This window comes from Sinomonas susongensis (assembly GCF_005877005.1).
GTDB classification, from domain to species: domain Bacteria; phylum Actinomycetota; class Actinomycetes; order Actinomycetales; family Micrococcaceae; genus Sinomonas; species Sinomonas susongensis.
The window spans coordinates 32002-51792 of record NZ_SSNH01000011.1; the positions used below are offsets into that span (position 1 = coordinate 32002).

Genomic DNA, 19791 nt, shown 5'->3' on the forward strand with positions numbered 1-19791 from the left:
CCGAGTCTAGCCAGCGCGTCAGCGGGCGTAGCGCTCCACGAAGTTCCGCAGGATCCGCTGCGGCTCGTAGACCTTGGCCTCCCGCGCGCGCTGCTTGACCGCGTCCGCCTCGTCAGGATGGAAGTAGCCAGAATGGCGGTACACGTCGATGCGGCGTTCGAGGCCGGGCAGGTCCAGCTCGGGATGGAACTGGGTCGCGTAGAGGTTGCGTCTGAAGCGGAACATCTGCACCGGGCAGCTCGCCGAGCCGGCAAGCAGCGCCGCGTTCGAGGGCAGCGTCCGCACGGCCTCCTTGTGGCCGACGAACGCGTCGAAGGAAGGCTGCAGGCCCGCGCACAACGGGTCGACGAGGCCAGCCGGGGTCAGCTTCACACGGACCGGCCCGACTGGCTCGCCGAAGCGACGGTCCACGACCGCGCCCTCATGCCGGCCCAGCAGCCCGACGCCGTAGCACGCGCCGAAGAATGGGAAGTCCTCCTCGACGATCCGGTCCAGGAGCCTGCCGATCTCTGCCTCGACGCGGAGCTGCTCGGGGCTCTTCTCCTCCACGGGATCCGACGCCGTGAACGGACTGCCGCCAAGGATCACCCCCGAGAACTCGTGGAGGTCGATCTCGGGGAGGGGACCGGCCTCGACGCGCACCCGCCGCAGTTCGTCCGGGTCGAGGCCGCCGTATTCGCAGAACGCTCGGTACTCGTCGTCGGCGACGACGTCGTTGTCGCGCGTAGCGAGGAGCAGGAACGGGCGCATGCGGACATTCTGCTCCGCGCATTAGGCGGCCGGAAGGGGACTCGGGTGATGCGGCGTTCCGCTGGCCCACTTCCACCTAGGCACGTGGCGGGTCCGCCCCGACACGCCGAGGCCACCACTGATTGAGGAGAAACAACCGGGCGGGAAGAACCAGCCCGGACCAGCGATGCCGCCCGGGCCAGCTGTGCCTCAGTAATCGGGGTTGCTCGGGACGACCAGGCCGGTCTCGTACCCGTACACGACCGCCTGCACGCGGTCCCGGAGGTGCAGCTTCGAGAGGATGCGCCGCACATGACTCTTGACCGTCGCCTCTGAGAGGTAGAGGCGTCCGGCGATCTCCGCGTTGCTGAGCCCCTCGCAGATGGCGCGCAGCACCTCCAGCTCACGCGGGGTGAGGTCTTGGAGGAGCGGGTCTGGCTGGACTTCGTGGGGCTTGGCGCCGCCGGCGACCGCTCGAACGTAGGTCTCCAGGAGCCGTTGGGTCACGCGAGGGCTGACGACGGCGTCGCCGCTCGCGACGAGCCGGACGGCCTGCACGAGATCGGCGGGGGCGACGTCTTTGAGAAGGAAGGCGGACGCACCAGCCTGAAGGCCGGCGAACGCATACTCATCGAGGTCGAAGGTCGTGAGGATGATGACCCGTGCCGGCGACTGGGCTGCAGCGATGAGGCGCGTTGCCTCGATCCCGTCCATCCTCGGCATGCGCACGTCCATGAGGACGACGTCGGGCGCGAGCTCGCGCGTGAGGCGCACGGCCTCCGCACCATCGCCGGCCTCGCCGACCACCTCGATGCCCTCCTCGGACTCGAGGACCATGCGGAACCCGACGCGCAGGAGGGGCTGGTCGTCCACGAGCAGGAGTCGGAGGCTGCGTTCGTCCGGGGTCGAGGGGTCCTCCGGATGGGCTGTCATTGGTCCCCTTCCGTACAGTGCAGTTGGGCTTCGACCCGCCACCCTCCGCCGGGGCGCGGTCCCGCTGTCAACGAACCGCCGAAGATGGCGGCCCGTTCTCGCATGCCTGCAAGGCCCCCGCCCGTCCCGAGCGCCGGGTCCTCGCCGTCCGGCGCCGTTCCGCCGTCGTTGTCGATCCGGACCCGGACCAGGCTGCGGTCGCGGGCGACGAGGACGTCGACGCGCCCCACTCCCCTCGCGTACCGCAGCACGTTGGTGAGGGATTCCTGGACGATGCGGAAGACGGCGAGCTGGAATGCGGCGTCGTCGGGAAGGTTTTCGCCCTCCTGGGTCAGGACGACGGGAAGGCCTGCCGCCCGAAAACCGTCGACGAGCGCCTGGAGCCCGCCCGGGGTGGGCTTCCGCCCCACGGCGCCGCTGTCCGCGCGCAGGACTCCGAGGACGCGGCGCATGTCGGCGAGCGCGGCACGCCCAGTGCTCGAGAGTTCGCCGAGCACCGAGCGAGCCTTCTCTGGGTCCCGGTCGAGGGCTCGGGCCGCCCCGTCGCTGAGCGCCACCATGACGGTGAGCGAGTGGGCGACGACGTCATGCATCTCGCGCGCGATCCGGTTCCGCTCCTGGACTGACGCGAGCTGGGCGCGCCGGATTGCCCACGCGCGCACTTCGGCCTGGTGGATGCGGTTACCTCGCACCACGATCCCCACTCCAATGGCAACGAGGTTCGAGAGGACCACCGACACCGACGCGACGAGGCCGATGAAGGGACCGTGCTGGGCGAGGAATTCCTCCCCCGGCCGGTATGCGAAGGCGAAGTACGCGGCTGCCGGGAGGCTCGCTGTGACGGCGACGACGAGCGCCCAGACGGTACGGAGCCGGAGCGCGACGACGTACAGCGCGAACCAGACAGCCGCGCTCATGCTGCCGAGTTCGGGGGTGGCGAACAGGACGACGGCGTCTGCCGCGACGATCCCGGCCAGAAGCGGCCATGGCGCGCGGCGGCGCAGCATGAGCGCTGCCTGCGAGAGGAGCACGACGGCGAACTGCCACCAGAATCCGCCCCGAGCCGTCTCCACGAGGGAGCTGATCGAGAGCGCGGTGCTGGCGAACACGACGAGCCCGTCCATGGCGAGGGGGTGTTCGTACAGGAACTGCCGGAGTCGGCCCCTTCGCGCTGGCAGCGCCGAGGTGGGTGCGGTGGCCCCCAGCGGTTCCGGCATCCGGGCAGGGGCAGCAGCCGCGTCGGGAACGCCTGCGGGAGGTGCGCTGCCTGCCGGCTGCGCACCTCCCGTCTTGATCACGCGGGACATGATGTCCATTGTTGCCGTTTCGTCAGACGTCCCGCTGTCGCAGAGTGACGAAACCGGCGCCGAGCAGCACGACGACGTAGGCCGCCAGGATGAGCGTCCCCTGCCAGGGCTCCAGGTACGCAGTATTGAGGGCGCCGCTCGAGCCCGCTTCGAACATCGCGTCCGCGGCGTTGGTGGGCAGGTACTTGCGTGCCTCCGTGAAGAAGTCGCCGGGGATGAGCTGGAAGATGATCGGCAGCACGAACAGGAGCGCCACCAGGGTCACGATCGCCCCGGCGGAGTTCCGCAGGAGCGCGCCGAGCGCGAGGCCCATGAGGGCAACGGCAGCGACGTACACGGCGTTGAGGAGCATGAACCGCTGGACGTCCCAGGCCCCCATGTCGAGGTGGAGGTTGTAGTTGCCGAGGATGGGCTGGGCGACAAGCCCACCGATGTACGCGCCCACGTAGGTGAGCACGAAGCCGACGACGATCGTGTACACGCCCTTCGCAGCCATGACTGGCCAACGGGTGGGCACGGCCGCGAACGTCGCGCGCGCCATGCCTGTGGTGAACTCCGAGCTGATCATGAGGACGGCGAGTGCGCCGACGATGAGCTGCGCGAAGGAGACTCCAGCGGCGGGGAGGTGCAGGATTGCCGACGTCGTGTCGAGAGCCTCGGCGCGCGGGCCAGCGGTCCCGCCGTTCTGCACGCTCCTCGTGACCTGCCCTATGCCCCACGCCTGGAGTGCGGCGAAGCCGACGAGGAGGACGACGCCGCACAGCAGCAGGATGCGCGTCGAGAGGAGTGAGAGGAACTTGATGCGCTCCGAGTTGAGGACGCGAAGGAAGTTCGGTCCCGCGAGGCGCTCCTGAGGCGCCGCGGAGTGCCTGTGCGAGTGGACCGCGGTGCTCATCGCGCTGCCTCCTGCGTGTGGTTGGGAGCCTGGGGGCTGGACGCGGCCCCGGCGGGAGTGCCGTCCGCGGTCGGCGTCGGTGGCTCGTCGTGACGGCTCGCATCGTGCGAGCGGTACTCGACGTCGTCCTTCGTGAGCTGCATGTAGGCCTCCTCGAGCGACGCCTGGAGCGGCGTCAGCTCGTAGACGAGGACCTGGTGGTCGAGGGCGGTCTGGGCGATGCTGCGCGGGTCGAGGCCGCCCACCTCGAGGACCTCGTGCTCCGGGGTCTGGATGGTCACGCCCGAGCGGGCGAGGAGGCGCGAGAACTCCTCGGGGCGGTCCGTCCGCACCCGGGTCCTGGCCTTGCCTTGGCTCGCGATGACATCGGCGATCGGCGCGTCGGCGAGGATGCGGCCCCGGCCGATCACGATGAGGTGGTCGGCGGTCTGTGCCATCTCGCTCATGAGGTGGCTCGAGAGGAACACCGTGCGGCCCTCGCTCGCGAGGTACTTCACGAGGTTCCGCACCCACACGACGCCCTCCGGGTCGAGGCCGTTGACCGGCTCGTCGAGGACCACGACCTGCGGATCGCCCAGCAGGGCGGCGGCGATGCCGAGCCGCTGCCCCATCCCGAGCGAGAATCCCTTGACCTTCTTCTTCGCGACTGCGCCGAGTCCGGTCATCTCGATGACCTCGTCCACCCGTTTCGCAGGAATGCCGTGCGTGGCCGCGAGGGACGAGAGGTGGCTGTACGCGGTCCGTCCCGGGTGCACCGCGCGGGCCTCGAGCAGTGCGCCGATCTCACGCAGGGGGGCCCGATGCCTTATGTAGGGTGCGCCGTTGACGGTCACGCTTCCCCGCGTCGGGGCGTCGAGACCCATGATCATGCGCATGGTGGTGGACTTGCCGGCTCCGTTCGGACCGAGGAACCCGGTCACGCGGCCGGGCTGGACGGTGAACGTGACGCCGTCGACGGCAGTCTTGGCGCCGTAGACCTTCGCCAGGTCGGTTGCCTGGATCATGTCCCCTCCTGAATTGGCTGACGGTTCCACGCTAGGGGTGACGACGCCGCGACGCGACGCTCCGGGGGATGAACCTGGGTGGACCGTATCCTCCTCGAGGACTAAGGGTTGCCGTCACATTGGTAACCCACGGTTTACGTTCGGGTTCCGCACAGCAAAGACATAGCATCCGCCTCTACGTTCCTCGCGTGAACCGAAGAACCGTCGCGATCAACTCTGCCCTCGGCGCGGCCGCCATCCTGCTGGCAGGCGGGACTTTCGCAACCATCACCGCCACCGCGAAGCCGGCCAGCACGGTCAGCGCCCGGACTGTCGCGGTGAGCAGGGCGAACGTCCAGGCGACGGCGACGGCGTCCGGAAACGTGTCTTCGATGACGACGACGGCGGTCGGTGCGGGCAACTGCGCGGGCCCGGTGACCGCCGTGAAGGTGAGCGTGGGCCAGGCCGTCAAGGCCGGTCAGGAACTCGTGGACATCGACCCGACGAACGAGCAGAATGCGGTCGACTCCGCTCAGGCCGCGCTCGAGGCCGCGTCCGCGCAGGAGAACCAGCAGGCCGCCTCGGCCGCGAACTCCGTCGCCCAGTCGCAGCAGCAGCTCACCAATGCTCAGCAGACGCAGCGGCTCGACGCCCAGCAGCAGGCGGACGGAGTGGCCAACGCACAGAAGCTGGTCGACAGCGATCAGGCAACGGTCACCCAGGATCAGGCGAACGCCACTGCAGACCCGAAGAGCACCTCGGCCGCCACTGCGCTCACCGCTGCTGAGGCTCAGCTCACGAAGGATCAGCAGGCGCTGACCCAGGCCCAGAACCAGCAGCAGTCGACGGTGCTCAAGGACCAGCAGGCGATAGCGTCAGCCCAGGTCTCCGTGAACTCGGCCGCCAACTCGCAGGCGAACTCGGCTACGGGGAATACGACGACGGCCCAGATCGCGCTCCAGACGGCGGAGACCAACCTCGCCGACTGTACGGTGAAGGCTCCCTCGGACGGCACCGTCACAGCAATCGGCGCGGTGGTCGGTGCCAGCGCCGGCAGCGGCTCGGGTGCCACCTCCTCGGCGTCGTCCGCTTCGAGCGGGTCAGGCGGCTCCGGTGCCTCCAGCGGCGGGGCGGCCGGGGCGTCGTCCTCGTCGTCGAACTCGGGGCTCGTCACGCTCACCGACACCGGCCACCTCCAGGTCGTCGCGGGCTTCTCGGAATCCGATGTTGCGAACATGAAGGTGGGCCAAGCCGCCACCTTCACCTTCCCGGCCATCAAGGCGGCCGCGAACGCCCCTGCGGTGACCGGAACCGTCACTGCGATCGCCGCGACGTCGACGACAACGAACGGCGTCGTCACCTATCCGGTGACGGTCTCCATCGCCGACCCGCCCGCCGCCGTGCGCCTCGGCGAGAGCGCCGACATCCTGGTCACGACCGCGACGGCGGAGGGCGCCCTCGTGGTCCCATCCCTCGCGATCGCATCGACGGGCGGCCGCGAGACGGTCACTGTCGAGCGGAACGGGAGCGAGCAGACGGTTGCCATCACGACCGGGATCGCCGCGAACGGCCGCACGGAGGTGGACTCGGGGCTCAACGAAGGCGACCAGATCGTCCTCCCGAGCGTCACTACAAGCACGGACACGAGCACGCAGGGCAACACCAACCGCGGCCTCCTCGGCGGGAGCGGCCTCGGCGGAGCCGGTGGCTTCGGCGGGGGCTCGGGCAACGGCGGCTCGGGCACGCGAGGGGGCACGGGTGGCGGCAGCAACTCCAGCACCGGCAAGTGAGGCCTGGACGGCACCGGCCGGCCGCCCGGCACGACGTCCGGTCATCGCGCTGGACCGCATCAGCAAGCGCTATGGGCAGGGCGAGGCGGAGGTGCGCGCGCTCGACGGCGTGAACCTCACCATCGGCCGGGGGGAGTTCGTCGCGATCGTCGGCGCCTCCGGTTCCGGCAAGTCGACGATGATGAACATCATCGGCTGCCTCGACGCCTCCACGTCCGGCCGCTACTTCATGGACGGCATCGAGACGGGTGAGCTCGACGAGTTCCAGCTGGCCCAGATCCGCAACCGCAAGATCGGCTTCGTCTTCCAGAGCTTCAACCTCATCCCCCGCACCCGCGCCGTCGAGAACGTCGCGATGCCCCTCGCATATCGCAAGGTGCCCCGGCGCGTCCGGCACGCCCGGGCACTCGAGGCCCTCGACGCCGTCGGGCTCTCGGCGCGCGCCGGCCACCTCCCGTCCCAGCTCTCGGGCGGTCAGCAGCAGCGGGTCGCGATCGCCCGGGCCCTCGTCACCGAACCCGTGCTGCTGCTCGCGGACGAGCCCACTGGGGCCCTCGACACCCACTCGTCCGAGGAGATCCTCGACCTCTTCGCGTCGCTGCACGCCCGCGGCCGGACGATCGTCATGATCACGCACGAGCCGGAGGTTGCGGCGCGGGCGCAGCGGGTCGTGCGCATGCAGGACGGCAAGATCATCGCCGACACAGGAGTCGTGCGGTGATCGCGGAGGCCGTACGCTTCGCGCTCTCCGGCATTTCGGCGAACAGGATGCGCTCAGTCCTCACGACGCTCGGAATCGTGATCGGCATCAGCGCCGTCATCACGCTCCTCGCGGTGGGGGCGGGCACGTCGAACATGATCAAGGACCAGATCGACAAGCTCGGAACCAACGTCCTCACGGTCAACCGGGCCCAGTCGACCGGCGGCCGCACGACGGGCGGGAGCGCGACGAGCACGCGGACCCAGTCGACCAACCTCACGAGCAGCGACCAGCAGTCGCTCGACGACCCTGTTCTCGCTCCGGACATCGCGACGACGGCACCCGTGATCCAGGCGCAGTCCGTCACGGCGACGCTCGGTTCCTCGACGCACTCGATAGCCTCCACGCTCGGAACGACGCCCTCCTATTTCGGCATCACGAACTTCGCTGCCGCGGCCGGACGCATCCTCAATGATTCCGACGCCGGTCAGCCCGTCGTCGTCCTCGGAAACAGCGTGGCAGTCGACCTTGCCACGAATGTCGCAACGCTCGTGGGCCAGACCGTCTCGCTCAACGGCCAGAACTTCACCGTCGTCGGCGTCCTCGGCCCGAAGGGCACGAGCGGGCTCAACGATCCGGACGACGTCGCGATGGTCCCCTTCGCGACGGCGCAGGACAAGTTCACGGGCTACTCGCCGAGCCTCTCCTCGATCCAGGTCCAGGCGAAGAGCTCGGACGTCATGACCCAGGCGCAGAACGAGATCCAGCAGATCCTCGACGCCAGGCATCGCGTCACGAGCGCCAACCGTGACTACCAGGTCCGCAACCAGGCGCAGATCCTCTCGACCGCCACGACGACCACCCAGACGCTCACGGTCCTCTTGAGCGCCGTCGCGGGCATCAGCCTCCTCGTGGGTGGCATCGGCGTCATGAACATCATGCTCGTCACCGTCACGGAACGGACGCGCGAGATCGGCATCCGGAAGGCAATCGGGGCGACCCGCGGCAACATCGTGATGCAGTTCCTCATCGAGTCGCTGATCATCTCTGTCCTCGGCGGAATCGTGGGCATCCTCATCGGCTTCGGCGCCTCGAGCTTCACGATCGCCGGCGTCCACCCCGAGGTCCAGTGGTGGACGGTGTGGCTGAGTGTCGTCGTCTCCGCAGGCATCGGGCTCGTGTTCGGCATCTACCCGGCCAACAAGGCCGCGAAGCTCCGTCCCATCGACGCCCTCCGCTACGAATAGAGCCCTCCATGACGAAGAGATCGGAGATGCCCGATTCCGAACGCACCGCTGAGCTCGCCTCCGTCGCCGCGGGCGACGCTCCCGCCGAGCGATTTGAACCCACCGAGCGATTTGAACCCACCGAACGATTTGAGCGCACCGAGACGAGCACGACGACGGCGCCCGGATGGGCCGCGCCTGCTTGGGGCGCGCCCGCGCCCCGTCCTGGGGCTGAGGCACCCGGCGTCGACCGCGGACCCGTCGCCCTCGCCTACGGCCCCGGTGACGCCCTTGCCGACGACGAACCCTTCGTCCCAGCCAAGAGGTACCGCATCGGGCGCTTCACCAAGGTACTCGTGTGCGTGTGCCTCGTCCTTGCCGGATCGCTCGGAGGCGCAGCCATCCAGAAGGCCGTGGACACGAGGACGGGCACGACCGGACGCGGGACCTACTCGCAGTTCTCGCCTGGTGCGGGGGGACAGAACGGGACGGGGACGGGCGGCTTCGGCACCGGCGGGTACGGCGGGCGCAACCGCGCGACAGCACCAGCGTCCTCCGGCGGCAACTGACGGCAGGAACCGCTGCACTTCTGAGCTGCGCACTGCCTGAATTCCCGCAAGACGGTCCGTTTCCGTACAGTAGTAGTCATTCCCCGAGGTGCTGGCGAGAGGCGGTGCGATCATGCGTGCGCTGTTCAGACTCTCGCGCGCCGTCGTCATCGCAGCCGCAACCGTCTTCCTCGCTGCCGGAGCGCACGTTGCGGGGGGCGGGATCCTGCCCGATCCGCTGATCGTGGCCGGCATCCTTGCGCTCGTGGCCCTGGCTGTCATGACGCTCACAGGGCGGAAGATCCGACCGTGGCTCATGCTCGCTGTGCTCGGCACGGGGCAGTTCGGGCTGCATGAGGTCTTCGGCGCCCTGTCCGACTCCGCTTCCGCCCCCTCCGCCCTCTCCCCGAGCGCGGAGCACGTCCACGTGCTGGCCGCCCTCTCGGCGCCCGGCATCCCGGGCCACCTCCACGGCGGCAGCAACAGCACGTCGATGCTCGTCGCGCACGCGATTGCGACGGTCCTGACTGCACTGCTCCTCGCGCGTGGCGAGGCCGCCCTCTGGGCCCTCCTCGCCTGGCTCCGCCCCCTGGTCCGGCTTCTCGTTGCTGCCTCGCCGCTGCCGAGGCCCACAGCCCCCGCCTTCACCGAGGAGGCGCTCCCCCGCGCCTGGCGCAGCCTGCGCCTGCCTGCGCGGCGGGGGCCGCCGTCGGCCTTCGCCGTTGTCTGAGACGGCCTCAGCTACCCCGCCCTCGGCGGGTTCCTCATCCATCCGCCCGGGCACCTGCTTGCCCGGCGATCCTGAAGGCCAACCACACCATGAACAAGACCATCAGCCGCAGCCTCAAGACCCTCGGCACGGCCGTGGCCACAGCGGCGCTCATCGCGACCGGCGCCGCAGCGGCTTCGGCCCACGTCACGGTCAATCCGGACGACCCTGCCGCGAACGGCTACACGCACCTCACGTTCAACATGCCGAACGAGTCCGCGACGGCCAAGACCAACAAGCTCGAGGTCAAGCTGCCGACCGACACCCCCTTCACCTCCGTCTCGGTCAAGCCCGTCGAGGGCTGGACAGCGCAGGTCGTCACGACGACCCTGCCGAAGCCTGTCCAGGTCTCCGGCTCGACAGTGACGAAGGCCCCCACGTCGGTCGTGTGGACCGCGAATGACCCCGCCCACGAGATCGGCCAGAACCAGTACCAGGCGTTCTCGCTCTCCGTTGGGATTCTGCCCGCCGCGGGTACGAAGATCGTCCTGCCGGCCACCCAGACGTACACGGACGGAACGGTCGTGAACTGGGATCAGATCGCGCAGGACGGCCAGCCGGAGCCGGAGCACCCGGCACCCTCGTTCACGACGACGGCAGCCGACGACGCGAGCCCCGCGCCGACGGCAAGCGCGTCGGCCGCCGCGCAGGGCCAGAACGCGAACACCGCCACGCCGGCATCGCAGACGAGTGACGCGACCGGCACGTGGGGCCTGATCCTCGGCGCCATCGGCGCGGTCCTCGGGGCCGCGGCTCTGGGCCTCGTCCTCAGCGGGCGCCGCAAGGCAGCCGATCGGTGACCAGCGGACTCCGCACCCTCGCGCGTGCCGCCGCCGTCGTGGGCCTGGCCGTTGGCCTCGCCCTGCCGGCGGCGGCCGCGCAGGCACATGACGTCCTCGAGGCGACCAACCCCGCGAACGGCTCGACGGTCGCGTCGGTCCCGGATTCGGTCGTGCTGACCTATGACCACACGCCGATCGCCATCGGCACTGAGATCCAGGTCAAGGACGCGAACGGAACGAACGAATCCGACGGCTCGGCCACCGTCGTCGACAACAACGTGACGCAGGCCATCAAGCCGGATGCCCCGGCGGGCAAGTACACGGTGGTGTGGCGGGTTGTCTCCTCCGATTCGCACCCGATCGAGGGAACCTTCACGTTCACCGCAAAGGCCGGAGGCGGGGGCTCCTCGAGCGCCGCAGCACAGGCGGGCGGCGCCTCGACGCCGGCAGCGGCGGCATCGGCTTCCCCCACCGATTCCTCGGGCGGTTTCCCCGTATGGGCCATCCCGGTTGCGATCCTTGTGCTACTGGTGATCGGGGGCCTTGCGTGGTTCGTGCGGCGGTCCCTCTCCCGCGCTGCGGCAGACTAGCGAAGCTGGGAATAGTCTCGAAATAGTCCTCGGAGTCTTGTGGTCGGCGCCGTGGCCTGCGAAGGTCCTGCAGACCGCATTGATATTTCCTGTCAATCTCCTGCGGTCGCCGGACAAAGGGGATGTCTCGTGAACAGGAAGATCTTCGCAGGCATGGGCTCGGCGCTGCTGCTCGTCGCGGGTCTCGCCGTGACCGCCACACCGGCGTCAGCAGCGCCGAGCCCTTCCGCACACGGAGACCGCTCGATCTAAGTCTGTCCGACGCCGAGCGCCGGCGAGGCGGCCTGCACCGCGCGTCAGGCGGTGGATCCCTCGGGTCACGTCGTCTCCAACGCGGTCGCTCCGCCCGCGACCGGGCTCACGCCGTCGCAGCTGCGGAGCGCCTACCAGCTCACGGGGACGGCTTCCGGGGGACGCACCGTGGCGATTGTGGACGCCTACGGCTACCCCAACCTGGCCCGCGACCTCGCGACGTACCGCTCGCAGTTCGGCCTCCCCGCGTGCACGACGTCGAACGGCTGCCTGAGCGTGGTCAACGAGACCGGCGGTACCAAGCTCCCCCGCTTCAACCTCGGCTGGGCCCAGGAGCAGTCCCTCGACGTCGACGCCGTCTCGGCCGCATGCCCCGACTGCAGGATCGTGGTGCTGGAGGCCAATTCTGCCTCGTTCACCGACCTCGGCACCGCCGTCCAGACCGCCGCGACACTGCCCGGCGTCTCCGCCATCTCCAACAGCTACGGGGGATCCGACGCGGCCGATTCGACGTACGGGAAGTACTACAGCTTCCCCGGCATCGCGGTCACCGCGAGCGCAGGCGACAACGGCTACAAAGGGGCCTCGTACCCGGCGTCCTCGAGCTACGTGACCGCTGTCGGAGGGACGTCTCTCGTCCCGGCTGCCAACGTGCGCGGTTGGAGCGAAACGGTCTGGAGCGGCACCGGATCGGGCTGCTCGAGCCTCAACGCCGCGCTCCCGGCGGCTTCTGCCGACGGCACGGGCTGCGCGGGGCGGGCGATGAACGACGTCGCGGCCGCCTCGGACCCGAACAACGGGGGCCTCGCGGTCTACTACCCGACGTCGAGTTCGGCCTCCAGCTGGGGCCAGTTCGGCGGCACGAGCGAAGCCTCGCCGATCATCGCGTCGGTGTACGCGCTGAGCGGGAACACCGGCTCGGCGGCGACCGGCACCTACGCGAACTCGATCCCCTACGGCCACGCCAGCAGCCTGTTCGACGTGGCGTCCGGCAGCAACGGCAACTGCACGCCAGCCCAGTGGTGCAACGCCCGGGCCGGCTGGGACGGCCCCACAGGCCTCGGCACCCCCGACGGCGTCAGCGGCTTCTAGCCCTACCCAGGGCTGACCGTCCTCAGGGGCTGACGACAGGGTCCGCTGGTTGCCACCAGCAGGACCCGGCCGTCGGCACGCGTGCCGTCAGTCGGGCTTGCGCGTGGCTCCAGCGAGCACGAGGGAGACGGCGATCGGCACGAGAATGGCCAGCAGCGCATTGCGGAGGCCGACGTGGTCGCCCAGGAAGCCGAGGAATGGCGGCCCGGCAAGGAACGCCACGTAGCCGATGGTCGCCACCACGGAGACGCGGGCGGCTGCGTGGCGCGGATCGTCCGACGCTGCGGACATGCCCATGGGGAACGCGAGCGCCGCGCCGAGTCCCCACAGGAGCGCGCCGACGGCCGCAAGCCAGTACGACCCCGCGAGCGCGTAGACCGCGAGGCCGATGAGTGCCGACACCATGCTGAGGCGCAGGGCGACGACGCGGCCCAGCCGGTCGATGACGCGCCCGCCGAACCAGCGCGCAAGCGTCATGGCGCCTACGAAGAGCGCGAAGAGGGCGGCACCGGCGGCCTGGCTTGTGCCGAGGCCGTCGACGGACCCCTTCGCGATCCAGTCATTGCCCGCGCCCTCCGTGAGGGTAGCGCCGAGCACGACGACGCCGATCAGCAGGGTCCGGCCGTCGGTCCACGCACCCCTCGCCCCGCCTCGAGCCTTCGCCGCGGGAGCCGGGGACGCGTCGTCGCGCGCGTTCCCGGACGACGCGTTCATGGAAGGCACGTCCGCGGGGACGGTCTCCTCGGGCGCGGGCCCGTGGGCCGTGAGCGGCAGGAAGTGGCGCGGGACCAGGACCATGATGACGAGGACGGCGGCCATGATCGCGCCGAGGTGCAGCGGCAGTGGCACCCCGATCGCGCTCAGCCCCGCCCCGACGATCGCGCCGAGGAACGCGCCGCCGCTGAACCCCGCGTGGAACTGGGGCATGATCGTGCGGCCGAGGCGGTGCTCGACGTCGGCCCCCTCGATGTTCTGCCCCACGTCCCACAGCGCGATCCCAATGCCGAACACGGCGAGGCCGATGGCGACGACCAGCACCGACACGACGAGGAGTCCGACGGCGAGCATGGCGCCCGCGACGACGGCGAGCAGTCCGCCGAGACGCACGGTCCGTACGATGCCCACGCGGTTCGAGATGGGCCCGACCAGGGGCATCGAGCAAAGCGATCCGATGGCTCCGACGAGCAGGACGAGTCCCATCTCGCCTGTCGAGAGCCCGAGGGTCTGGGTGACGGCCGGGATACGGGCCGCCCAGCTCGCGAAGATGAAGCCGTTGGTCGCGAAGATGATGAACGTCGCGATGGCCGCTCGCCCCACCGCCCGGCTGTCCACCGAAGCCTCGGTGCCGACTGTCATGTTCTGCTCGCCATCCGTGGTCATTGGGCCGCCTTCGTGAGGAAGTTCGTCAGGAGCGGGCCGGAGATGGTCGCGCCGAGGCCGCCCTCGTCCACGAACACTGCGACTGCGAGATCGCCGTGGACCCCGATGATCCAGGCGTGCGTCTTGGGCGGGTTGTCGCTGCCGAATTCGGCGGTGCCGGTCTTGGCGCCGACGGGTGCGCCTGGCACCGAGAGCAGGAATCCGGCATGGCCGCTCGTGACCACAGCGCGCATCATGGCCTGGAGCGGGGCAGCTTCGGCGGGGGTGATCGGCTTGGCCGCGGCCTGAGCCGGGCTCGCGGTTGCGCTGTCCGGCGCGGCCGACGCGGAGCCGCTCGGGGCCGCGGAGCCGCTCGGGGCCGCGCTCGAAGACGACGACGTGGTGTCCTCGCCTGCGTTCACGACGAGCCGTGGCGAGACAAGGCCGCCCTTCTGTACTGAGGCCGCCATGACAGCCGCCGAGAGGGGTGACAAGAGGATCTGGCCCTGGCCGATCATCGATGCCGCGTGCTCGGTCGTCCCGGCCGTGGCCGGCACCGAACCCATGAAGGCGTCGGCACCGAGCTGCGGGGCGTCGACTGCGACGCCGAGCGAGGTCGCCGCCGCCTCGAGCTGTCCCTGGGAGACCTTGTCCCGCTGGGAGATGAAGGCCGTGTTGCACGAGTGAGCGTAGGCGTCCTCGAGGGTGATGGTGCCGAGGTGGTCGTCGGGGTAGCCGGTCGCGTTCTGGAACGTCTTGCCGTCGACAGTGAGGGTCGGGGTGCACTGGACCTTGAGGTCTGGGGTCGCTCCTTGGCGGAAGAGCGCGAGCGAGTCGACGGTCTTGAAGATCGAGCCGGGCGCGTACTGGCCGAGCATTGCGGTGTTGTAGCCATTGCTGCCGGGGCCGCTCGCCGCGGCGAGCACCGAGCCGTCCGACGGGCGGATCGCCACGACGGCCGACGCCGGCCCGACCGACGCGAGCGTGTCGTCGGCGAGCTGCTGGAGCTTCGGGTCGAGCGTCGTGCGGAGCGGGGTTCCCGCCTGGGCAGGGACCGTGAACAGCGTGCGGGGCTGGTCCGGCTGGGTTGGGGACGACTGCTGGCTCCCAGCTTGGGATCCGGAGGACGACGACGGACTGGGGCTCGCGCTCGACGTCGCCGACGCGCCGTCTTGGTGTACCGCGAGAACCGTCAGGCCGTCCTTTCCGCGCAGCTGATCGTCGTATTTCGCCTCGAGCCCGCCCTGGCCGGTCTGGTCGCCCGCGTGCAGCTCGGCGTTGGACTTCTGGATCTGCTCGGCGGTCGCATCGCCGACTGTCCCCAGCACGGCACGGGCGAACTCGCGGGTCGGGGCGAGCGGCAGGGTGCCGTCAAGCGCGAACGCGCCCGGGATCGCGGCGATCTGGTCGTCTGTCGGCGTTCGTCCGGGCACGTTGCGCAGCACGACGGCTTGGACGAACGCCTGAGGCCCGGAGGCCGCGACCTGTCGCGAGTACTCGGCCGGGTCGAGGCCCACGAGGGCGGCGAGCGCGCGGGCCGAGGAGTCGAGGGCAGAAGAGGGGGTCTTCGCCTTGTCGATGCCCACCCGCTTGACGGGCCTCTCCGTGACGAGCTGGGCATCGTTGGCCCCGAGGATGTCGCCGCGGGCGGGCGCCGTCGTCCGAAGCATGAGGACCTCGCCTGCCTGGAGCCCGGGGGCGAGGAGCCCCGGCGCCCACTTCGCACCCCAGTGCCCGTTCGACTGGGCGATCTCCGCCGTCGTCGTGTACTTCCATTCGCGGCCCGAGAGATCCCAGCGGAAGTCGAGCGGCACGGACATGGTGCCGTTCGAGCTCGTGGCCTGGCCCGCCGTGACGGCCGGCTTGACGTCGCCGAGCCCTGCGACGACCGTCTTGAGCTGATCCTGGGCCGCGGACGGGTCCGTTCCGGTGAAGGTCACGTGGGAGACGTCGAGCGACGAGAGCCCAGTGCTGAGCTCTTTCGCGGCGGCTTCGGCGGCGGCCTTCGACCCGTCGTCGCACGACGTCAGGACGGCTCCCACGAGGAAGGCTGTCAAGACAAGCGAAGCGGCGCGAATGTTCCCCACCGGCTCAGCCTACTGGCGCCTCACGGCCGCACCTAGAATGCTGCGTCGGTTAGTCAGAATGCTGGGGAAAGCCCCGTCGAGGCCTAGCCTTGGGGAATCGATCCGAGTTCGTGCGGACGATCCCGAGCCGAAGGAGGCTCTCGGCGCACGAGACCGCCGCTTCCTCGTTCGGGCGCGGCTCCCACTGGAGGAGGCTGCGGGCTCTCGCGTTGCTCGCTGCCCGGATGACGTTGAGCTGGGGCGAGATCTCCCGCACGGGAGGGACGACGGCGGCGAGCGCCTTGAAGACCCACGCCGGCGCCGTGCGGGTGGTCACCTTCGAAGCGGCCGCGCCGAGGGCGCGACGCAACGCGAGGGCGATCTCATGGAACGAGATCGGCTGCCCGGCGACGGCAAGGAAGCGCTTGCCCACGGCATCGGGATTCGTCATCGCCCGAACGTGCAGGTCGGCGACGTCACGGACGTCGACGACGTTCATCCACATCGGCGGGGCCGCGGGAAGCTGGCCGCTCAGGAGGGTCGAGACAATCCGGACGGAGCTCGAGAGGTCCGGGCCGAGCACGGGCCCGAGGATGCCGACCGGGTTCACGACGGCGAGCTCGAGGCTTCCGCCCTGCCGCTCCACGAAGTCCCACGCCGCCCGCTCTGCGACGGTCTTCGACTTCACGTAAGGGGTGATCTCGGGCGCGTCCGGATCGGTCCAGTCGCCCTCGTCGAAGATGTGGTGCACGTCCTCGTGCCCGTAGCCGACCGCAGCGAACGAGGACGTCAGGACGACCCGCCGGACCCCGCCGTCGCGCGCGGCCCGCAGTACGCGAAGGGCACCGTCGCGGGCTGGAACTACGAGCTCGTCTGGATCCTTCGGCTGCCGGCTCGGGAACGGGGAGGCGACGTGGAGCACGTAGTCGGCCCCGGACACGGCCTCGGCCCAGCCCTGGTCGGACCGGAGGTCCGCAGCGTAGTAGGCGACGCGCTCCTGGTGCGGCGCGCCCGCCACGGCCAGCATCTGCTCGACGTCGGGCTGGCGGCCGAGGGAACGCAGCGTGGTTCGGACATCGTGGCCGCCCGTGAGGAGCTGGGCGATAGCGTGGGCGGCCAGGAACCCCGAGCCGCCGGTCACGACTACCGTCGGCACGGCTCGGTCATCCCTTGACCCCGAGCTTCGCGGAGAGCTTCGGCAGCAGGCGCTCGTAGCGCGCCTCCGCTTCCTCGGCGAGCCGGAGCTCCCTCGCGTGCAGGCGCCCATAAGTGAACGCGTTCTCGCCGCGGCCGTACGCCTCGACCCCGATCCTGCGCACGAGGTCCGCAGTGATGATGCAGTCCTGGTGCTCGCCGAGCACCTTCTGGATCTTCTGGGCCCGGCGCCCGAGGCGTGCTGCCTTCTTGGCGTCGAAGGGGGCTGCGGCCTCGGCAGCGTACCTGAGGCGTTTGGCTGCCTTGCGCACATCGTGGAGCCCGACGTCGTGCTTCTCCGTGCCCTCGAGGTCCTCGGCGGTGCGGATCGCCGCACCCAGGCGCTTGGTGTCACGGCGCACGACGCCGGAGACACTCGCCTTGGTCTGCCACTTCCCGTCGGCTTCGGTGACCGAAGCCGCGAGCGCGCTGACACCGTCGATGAGGCGGAAGTACCGCTCCGAGTGCATGGCGGCGGTGAGCTCCCTTGCCGCCTCGCTGTGCTCGGCTCCCAGTGACTCGTCGAAGGACCGCCTCACGGGCCCGAGCACGAGCTCAGACGGTTCGTTGTCCACCTGCTCGCGAAGGCGGTCGCGCATGACCTCGGCGTCCCGCAGCCGGCCGAGGACCTGGCCCAGCCACTGGAGCTCGTCGCGCAGCGCTCGCTCGGTCTCGGGATCGAGGTCCTTGCGGAACGCGGAGAGGCACGAGCGAAGGCGGCGGACCGCGACACGGAGCTTGTGGACAGAGTCGGGGACCGCTGCGCGCACCTGAGGGTCCAGTTCTTCCCAGTGGGCGAGCTGCTCCGCTACATAGTCGGCGAATGCCCGCTGGCCCTTCGCGGGCCGCTGTGCCTTCCGTGGACCCTTCCCCGGGCGGTGCCCGTTGAGGGCGGCCGTCTTGGGAGCCGCTTTGGCGGGAGGCGGAGTCGAGGCCGCGAGGGTCAGGAGCGAACTGCTGCGGCTCCCCGGTTCCGCCCCCGATTCGGCGAACGCCGCCTGAAGCTCCTTCGCGAGCCTCTTGTTCCGGGGCTCACGAACCTCGTAGTCCCACAGCCGCCACGCCCGCGGCGAGCCGTTCGCGAAGAGGGGCTCCGCACGGTGGTGCTCGTCGGCCGCCTCGGCCAGCTCGCCGCCGTCGTCCGCCACCAGCAGGGCGACCCTGCGGACGATCGTGACGTCGGCGCTCCGCACGAGGTGCCGGCCCCGCAGGTAGAACTGGAGCCCATCGGTCAGCGACTCCGGTGGGGACTGATGCGAACCCAAGGGTTCGACGGCTGTCCGCCCATCGGGGAGCTCGAGGTGCCACCCTTCGAGGGGGCCGCCTGAGCGGCGGTACACGACAATGCCGTGGGAGCCGAGCCGGAAGTCCTCGGTGTCGAAGAATTGCTCCTCGAAGACGAGATCCTCTCCGCTGCGGACCTGGGCGACGCCGGTCAACCCATCGAACTCGGGGAAGCGGCCGGCCGCGGACGCATCGAATGTGCGACGGGCTACCGAAGGGGTCCTGGCCATAGCGCATTGTAGATCCGGTCACGAGTGAGAATGAATGGCGGAATGGAAAGGAATCCAGAAATGCCCTTGTACCTCGACGACCTGCGGGCCGGCCAGACCTTCGTGACGCCGGGACGCACCATCACGGAGGCGGACGTGATGTCCTTCGCTGCCTGGACCAACGACAACAATCAAGTGCACACGGACGCGGAATTCGCCAAGCACACCCGCTACGGCCAACGGATCGTCCACGGCATGCTCGGCGCGTCCCTGTGCCTGGGACTCATAGCGCGCACAGGAGTCTTCGAGGGAAGTGCCGTCGCTCTGCTCGGGATCGACCAATGGCAGTTCACTGCGCCCGTCTTCATCGGAGACACGCTCACGTGCACGGTCGAGATCCTCTCGACGCGACCCACGAGTTCGGGCCAGTACGGAATCGTCGAGCGCCAGCTGACCTTGCGCAACCAGCACGGGGAGACCGTCCAGACCGGACGCATGGATGTGATGGTCACGACCGGTCCCGTCGGCTGACGCCCAATCGATCAGGAATCGAGAAGCGGCCAAGGCGATAGGGACCTAGGGTGAGGGTTGGGAATGAACCATTGTCAGGAGGACTAATGCCCTACACCGTTGACTTCGAGAAAGTGTCCACAACCGGGTTGGAAACGTCCCCGGTAGCCGACGCGCTGGCAGGGCTGCGGGCCAATGAGGCCCGCTATTTCAAGAACAAGTACGATCACGTCTTCACCGTCACGCCCGCGAGCGAGGCACCCGAAACGCTCGACTGGGTGAGCCGCATCCTTTCTGAAGAACGCAACCTCGTCATTTCCTCCCGACCGCTCGAGGTGACCTCCTTCGAGGTGGAGGGTTTCCGAATGGCCTATGTGTTCTACGAATCGGGGCTCTCGATCAACGTGATGTACGGCATCGAGGACGGAGCGAAGCGGGCAGTGGGATTCAAGCTGGCCGAGGGAATGGAAGTGCCTGAGGAACTGGCGGCCAGCTTCAAGTTCGCGCGCCAGAAGTCGAGGCTCGCGGGGACCATTCGCGGCTCGTTCTTCGTCATCAAGGGCGAGTACTGAA

Annotated in this window: 20 protein-coding genes; 11 read left to right on the forward strand and 9 right to left on the reverse strand. The window is 69.6% G+C overall.

What is annotated here, in order from left to right; all coding sequences use genetic code 11:
- Positions 1-18: 18 nt before the first annotated feature.
- From E6A21_RS14395 to E6A21_RS14415, 5 genes are all read right to left on the reverse strand, one after another.
- Positions 19-750, reverse strand: coding sequence for a glutamine amidotransferase (locus E6A21_RS14395; protein WP_138444861.1), 732 nt, complete (start codon positions 748-750; stop codon positions 19-21).
- Positions 751-939: 189 nt separating this feature from the next.
- The gene (locus E6A21_RS14400) at positions 940-1662 is read right to left on the reverse strand and encodes a response regulator (RefSeq protein ID WP_138444862.1); all 723 of its coding nucleotides are present in this window, start codon (positions 1660-1662) and stop codon (positions 940-942) included.
- Positions 1659-2969 (reverse strand): sensor histidine kinase, encoded by a 1311-nt coding sequence (locus tag E6A21_RS14405; protein ID WP_246036527.1) that lies wholly within the window; start codon positions 2967-2969, stop codon positions 1659-1661. The genes E6A21_RS14400 and E6A21_RS14405 overlap by 4 nt, the downstream gene beginning before the upstream one ends.
- Before the next feature lie 22 nt (positions 2970-2991).
- Positions 2992-3864 carry an ABC-2 transporter permease gene (locus tag E6A21_RS14410; protein ID WP_138444863.1) on the reverse strand — a complete coding sequence of 291 codons (873 nt, stop codon included), beginning with the start codon at positions 3862-3864 and terminating at the stop codon, positions 2992-2994.
- The gene (locus E6A21_RS14415) at positions 3861-4868 is read right to left on the reverse strand and encodes an ABC transporter ATP-binding protein (RefSeq protein WP_138444864.1); all 1008 of its coding nucleotides are present in this window, start codon (positions 4866-4868) and stop codon (positions 3861-3863) included. Before E6A21_RS14415 ends, E6A21_RS14410 begins: the two co-directional genes overlap by 4 nt.
- A 188-nt stretch (positions 4869-5056) precedes the next feature.
- On the opposite strand from E6A21_RS14415, the gene E6A21_RS14420 reads away from it, so the two are divergent.
- The 9 genes from E6A21_RS14420 (at position 5057) to E6A21_RS14455 (ending at position 12596) form a co-directional block, all read left to right on the forward strand.
- Positions 5057-6637: an efflux RND transporter periplasmic adaptor subunit gene (locus E6A21_RS14420; RefSeq protein ID WP_171041416.1), complete on the forward strand. Its 1581-nt coding sequence runs from the start codon at positions 5057-5059 to the stop codon at positions 6635-6637.
- Positions 6606-7358 (forward strand): ABC transporter ATP-binding protein, encoded by a 753-nt coding sequence (locus E6A21_RS14425; RefSeq protein WP_138444866.1) that lies wholly within the window; start codon positions 6606-6608, stop codon positions 7356-7358. Before E6A21_RS14420 ends, E6A21_RS14425 begins: the two co-directional genes overlap by 32 nt.
- Positions 7355-8584 carry an ABC transporter permease gene (locus E6A21_RS14430; protein ID WP_246036529.1) on the forward strand — a complete coding sequence of 410 codons (1230 nt, stop codon included), beginning with the start codon at positions 7355-7357 and terminating at the stop codon, positions 8582-8584. The genes E6A21_RS14425 and E6A21_RS14430 overlap by 4 nt, the downstream gene beginning before the upstream one ends.
- Positions 8585-8592: 8 nt before the next feature.
- Entirely contained in the window at positions 8593-9132 is a 540-nt protein-coding gene (locus E6A21_RS14435) for a hypothetical protein (protein ID WP_138444867.1), read from the forward strand.
- Positions 9133-9244: 112 nt separating this feature from the next.
- Positions 9245-9841, forward strand: a complete 597-nt coding sequence (locus E6A21_RS14440) for a hypothetical protein (RefSeq protein ID WP_138444868.1) — start codon at positions 9245-9247, stop codon at positions 9839-9841.
- An 89-nt stretch (positions 9842-9930) separates the two neighbouring features.
- Positions 9931-10680, forward strand: coding sequence for a YcnI family copper-binding membrane protein (locus E6A21_RS14445; protein ID WP_138444869.1), 750 nt, complete (start codon positions 9931-9933; stop codon positions 10678-10680).
- Positions 10677-11252 (forward strand): copper resistance CopC family protein, encoded by a 576-nt coding sequence (locus tag E6A21_RS14450; protein ID WP_138444870.1) that lies wholly within the window; start codon positions 10677-10679, stop codon positions 11250-11252. Before E6A21_RS14445 ends, E6A21_RS14450 begins: the two co-directional genes overlap by 4 nt.
- A 129-nt stretch (positions 11253-11381) precedes the next feature.
- A complete protein-coding gene (locus tag E6A21_RS18320; RefSeq protein WP_281281582.1) occupies positions 11382-11504 on the forward strand; it encodes a hypothetical protein in 123 nt (40 codons plus the stop codon).
- 51 nt (positions 11505-11555) lie between these two features.
- Positions 11556-12596, forward strand: a complete 1041-nt coding sequence (locus tag E6A21_RS14455) for a S53 family peptidase (RefSeq protein ID WP_138444871.1) — start codon at positions 11556-11558, stop codon at positions 12594-12596.
- A gap of 87 nt (positions 12597-12683) precedes the next feature.
- Here E6A21_RS14455 and E6A21_RS14460 read toward each other — a convergent pair whose 3' ends face one another.
- The 4 genes from E6A21_RS14460 to E6A21_RS14475 are packed head-to-tail and all read right to left on the reverse strand — an operon-like array spanning position 12684 to position 18729.
- On the reverse strand, positions 12684-13952 hold the full coding sequence (locus E6A21_RS14460; RefSeq protein WP_138444919.1) for an MFS transporter: 1269 nt from the start codon (positions 13950-13952) through the stop codon (positions 12684-12686).
- Positions 13953-13972: 20 nt separating this feature from the next.
- Complete coding sequence (locus tag E6A21_RS14465) at positions 13973-16042, reverse strand: penicillin-binding transpeptidase domain-containing protein (RefSeq protein WP_138444872.1); 2070 nt, start codon at positions 16040-16042, stop codon at positions 13973-13975.
- Positions 16043-16091: 49 nt separating this feature from the next.
- Positions 16092-17177 carry an SDR family oxidoreductase gene (locus tag E6A21_RS14470; RefSeq protein ID WP_138444873.1) on the reverse strand — a complete coding sequence of 362 codons (1086 nt, stop codon included), beginning with the start codon at positions 17175-17177 and terminating at the stop codon, positions 16092-16094.
- Positions 17178-17184: 7 nt separating this feature from the next.
- Complete coding sequence (locus E6A21_RS14475) at positions 17185-18729, reverse strand: CYTH and CHAD domain-containing protein (protein WP_138444874.1); 1545 nt, start codon at positions 18727-18729, stop codon at positions 17185-17187.
- A gap of 60 nt (positions 18730-18789) precedes the next feature.
- Here E6A21_RS14475 and E6A21_RS14480 point away from each other — a divergent pair, with 60 nt between their 5' ends.
- Positions 18790-19239 (forward strand): MaoC/PaaZ C-terminal domain-containing protein, encoded by a 450-nt coding sequence (locus E6A21_RS14480; RefSeq protein WP_138444875.1) that lies wholly within the window; start codon positions 18790-18792, stop codon positions 19237-19239.
- Positions 19240-19325: 86 nt separating this feature from the next.
- A complete protein-coding gene (locus E6A21_RS14485; protein ID WP_138444876.1) occupies positions 19326-19790 on the forward strand; it encodes a phage tail protein in 465 nt (154 codons plus the stop codon).
- The last annotated feature ends 1 nt before the right edge of the window (position 19791 follow it).

Coding starts and splice junctions, on each gene's coding strand:
- E6A21_RS14395 (WP_138444861.1), bottom strand. CDS start 750: ATGCGCCCGTTCCTGCTCCTCGCTACGCGCGACAACGACGTCGTCGCC.
- E6A21_RS14400 (WP_138444862.1), bottom strand. CDS start 1,662: ATGACAGCCCATCCGGAGGACCCCTCGACCCCGGACGAACGCAGCCTC.
- E6A21_RS14405 (WP_246036527.1), bottom strand. CDS start 2,969: ATGTCCCGCGTGATCAAGACGGGAGGTGCGCAGCCGGCAGGCAGCGCA.
- E6A21_RS14410 (WP_138444863.1), bottom strand. CDS start 3,864: ATGAGCACCGCGGTCCACTCGCACAGGCACTCCGCGGCGCCTCAGGAG.
- E6A21_RS14415 (WP_138444864.1), bottom strand. CDS start 4,868: ATGATCCAGGCAACCGACCTGGCGAAGGTCTACGGCGCCAAGACTGCC.
- E6A21_RS14435 (WP_138444867.1), top strand. CDS start 8,593: ATGACGAAGAGATCGGAGATGCCCGATTCCGAACGCACCGCTGAGCTC.
- E6A21_RS14440 (WP_138444868.1), top strand. CDS start 9,245: ATGCGTGCGCTGTTCAGACTCTCGCGCGCCGTCGTCATCGCAGCCGCA.
- E6A21_RS14445 (WP_138444869.1), top strand. CDS start 9,931: ATGAACAAGACCATCAGCCGCAGCCTCAAGACCCTCGGCACGGCCGTG.
- E6A21_RS14460 (WP_138444919.1), bottom strand. CDS start 13,952: ATGACAGTCGGCACCGAGGCTTCGGTGGACAGCCGGGCGGTGGGGCGA.
- E6A21_RS14475 (WP_138444874.1), bottom strand. CDS start 18,729: ATGGCCAGGACCCCTTCGGTAGCCCGTCGCACATTCGATGCGTCCGCG.
- E6A21_RS14480 (WP_138444875.1), top strand. CDS start 18,790: ATGCCCTTGTACCTCGACGACCTGCGGGCCGGCCAGACCTTCGTGACG.
- E6A21_RS14485 (WP_138444876.1), top strand. CDS start 19,326: ATGCCCTACACCGTTGACTTCGAGAAAGTGTCCACAACCGGGTTGGAA.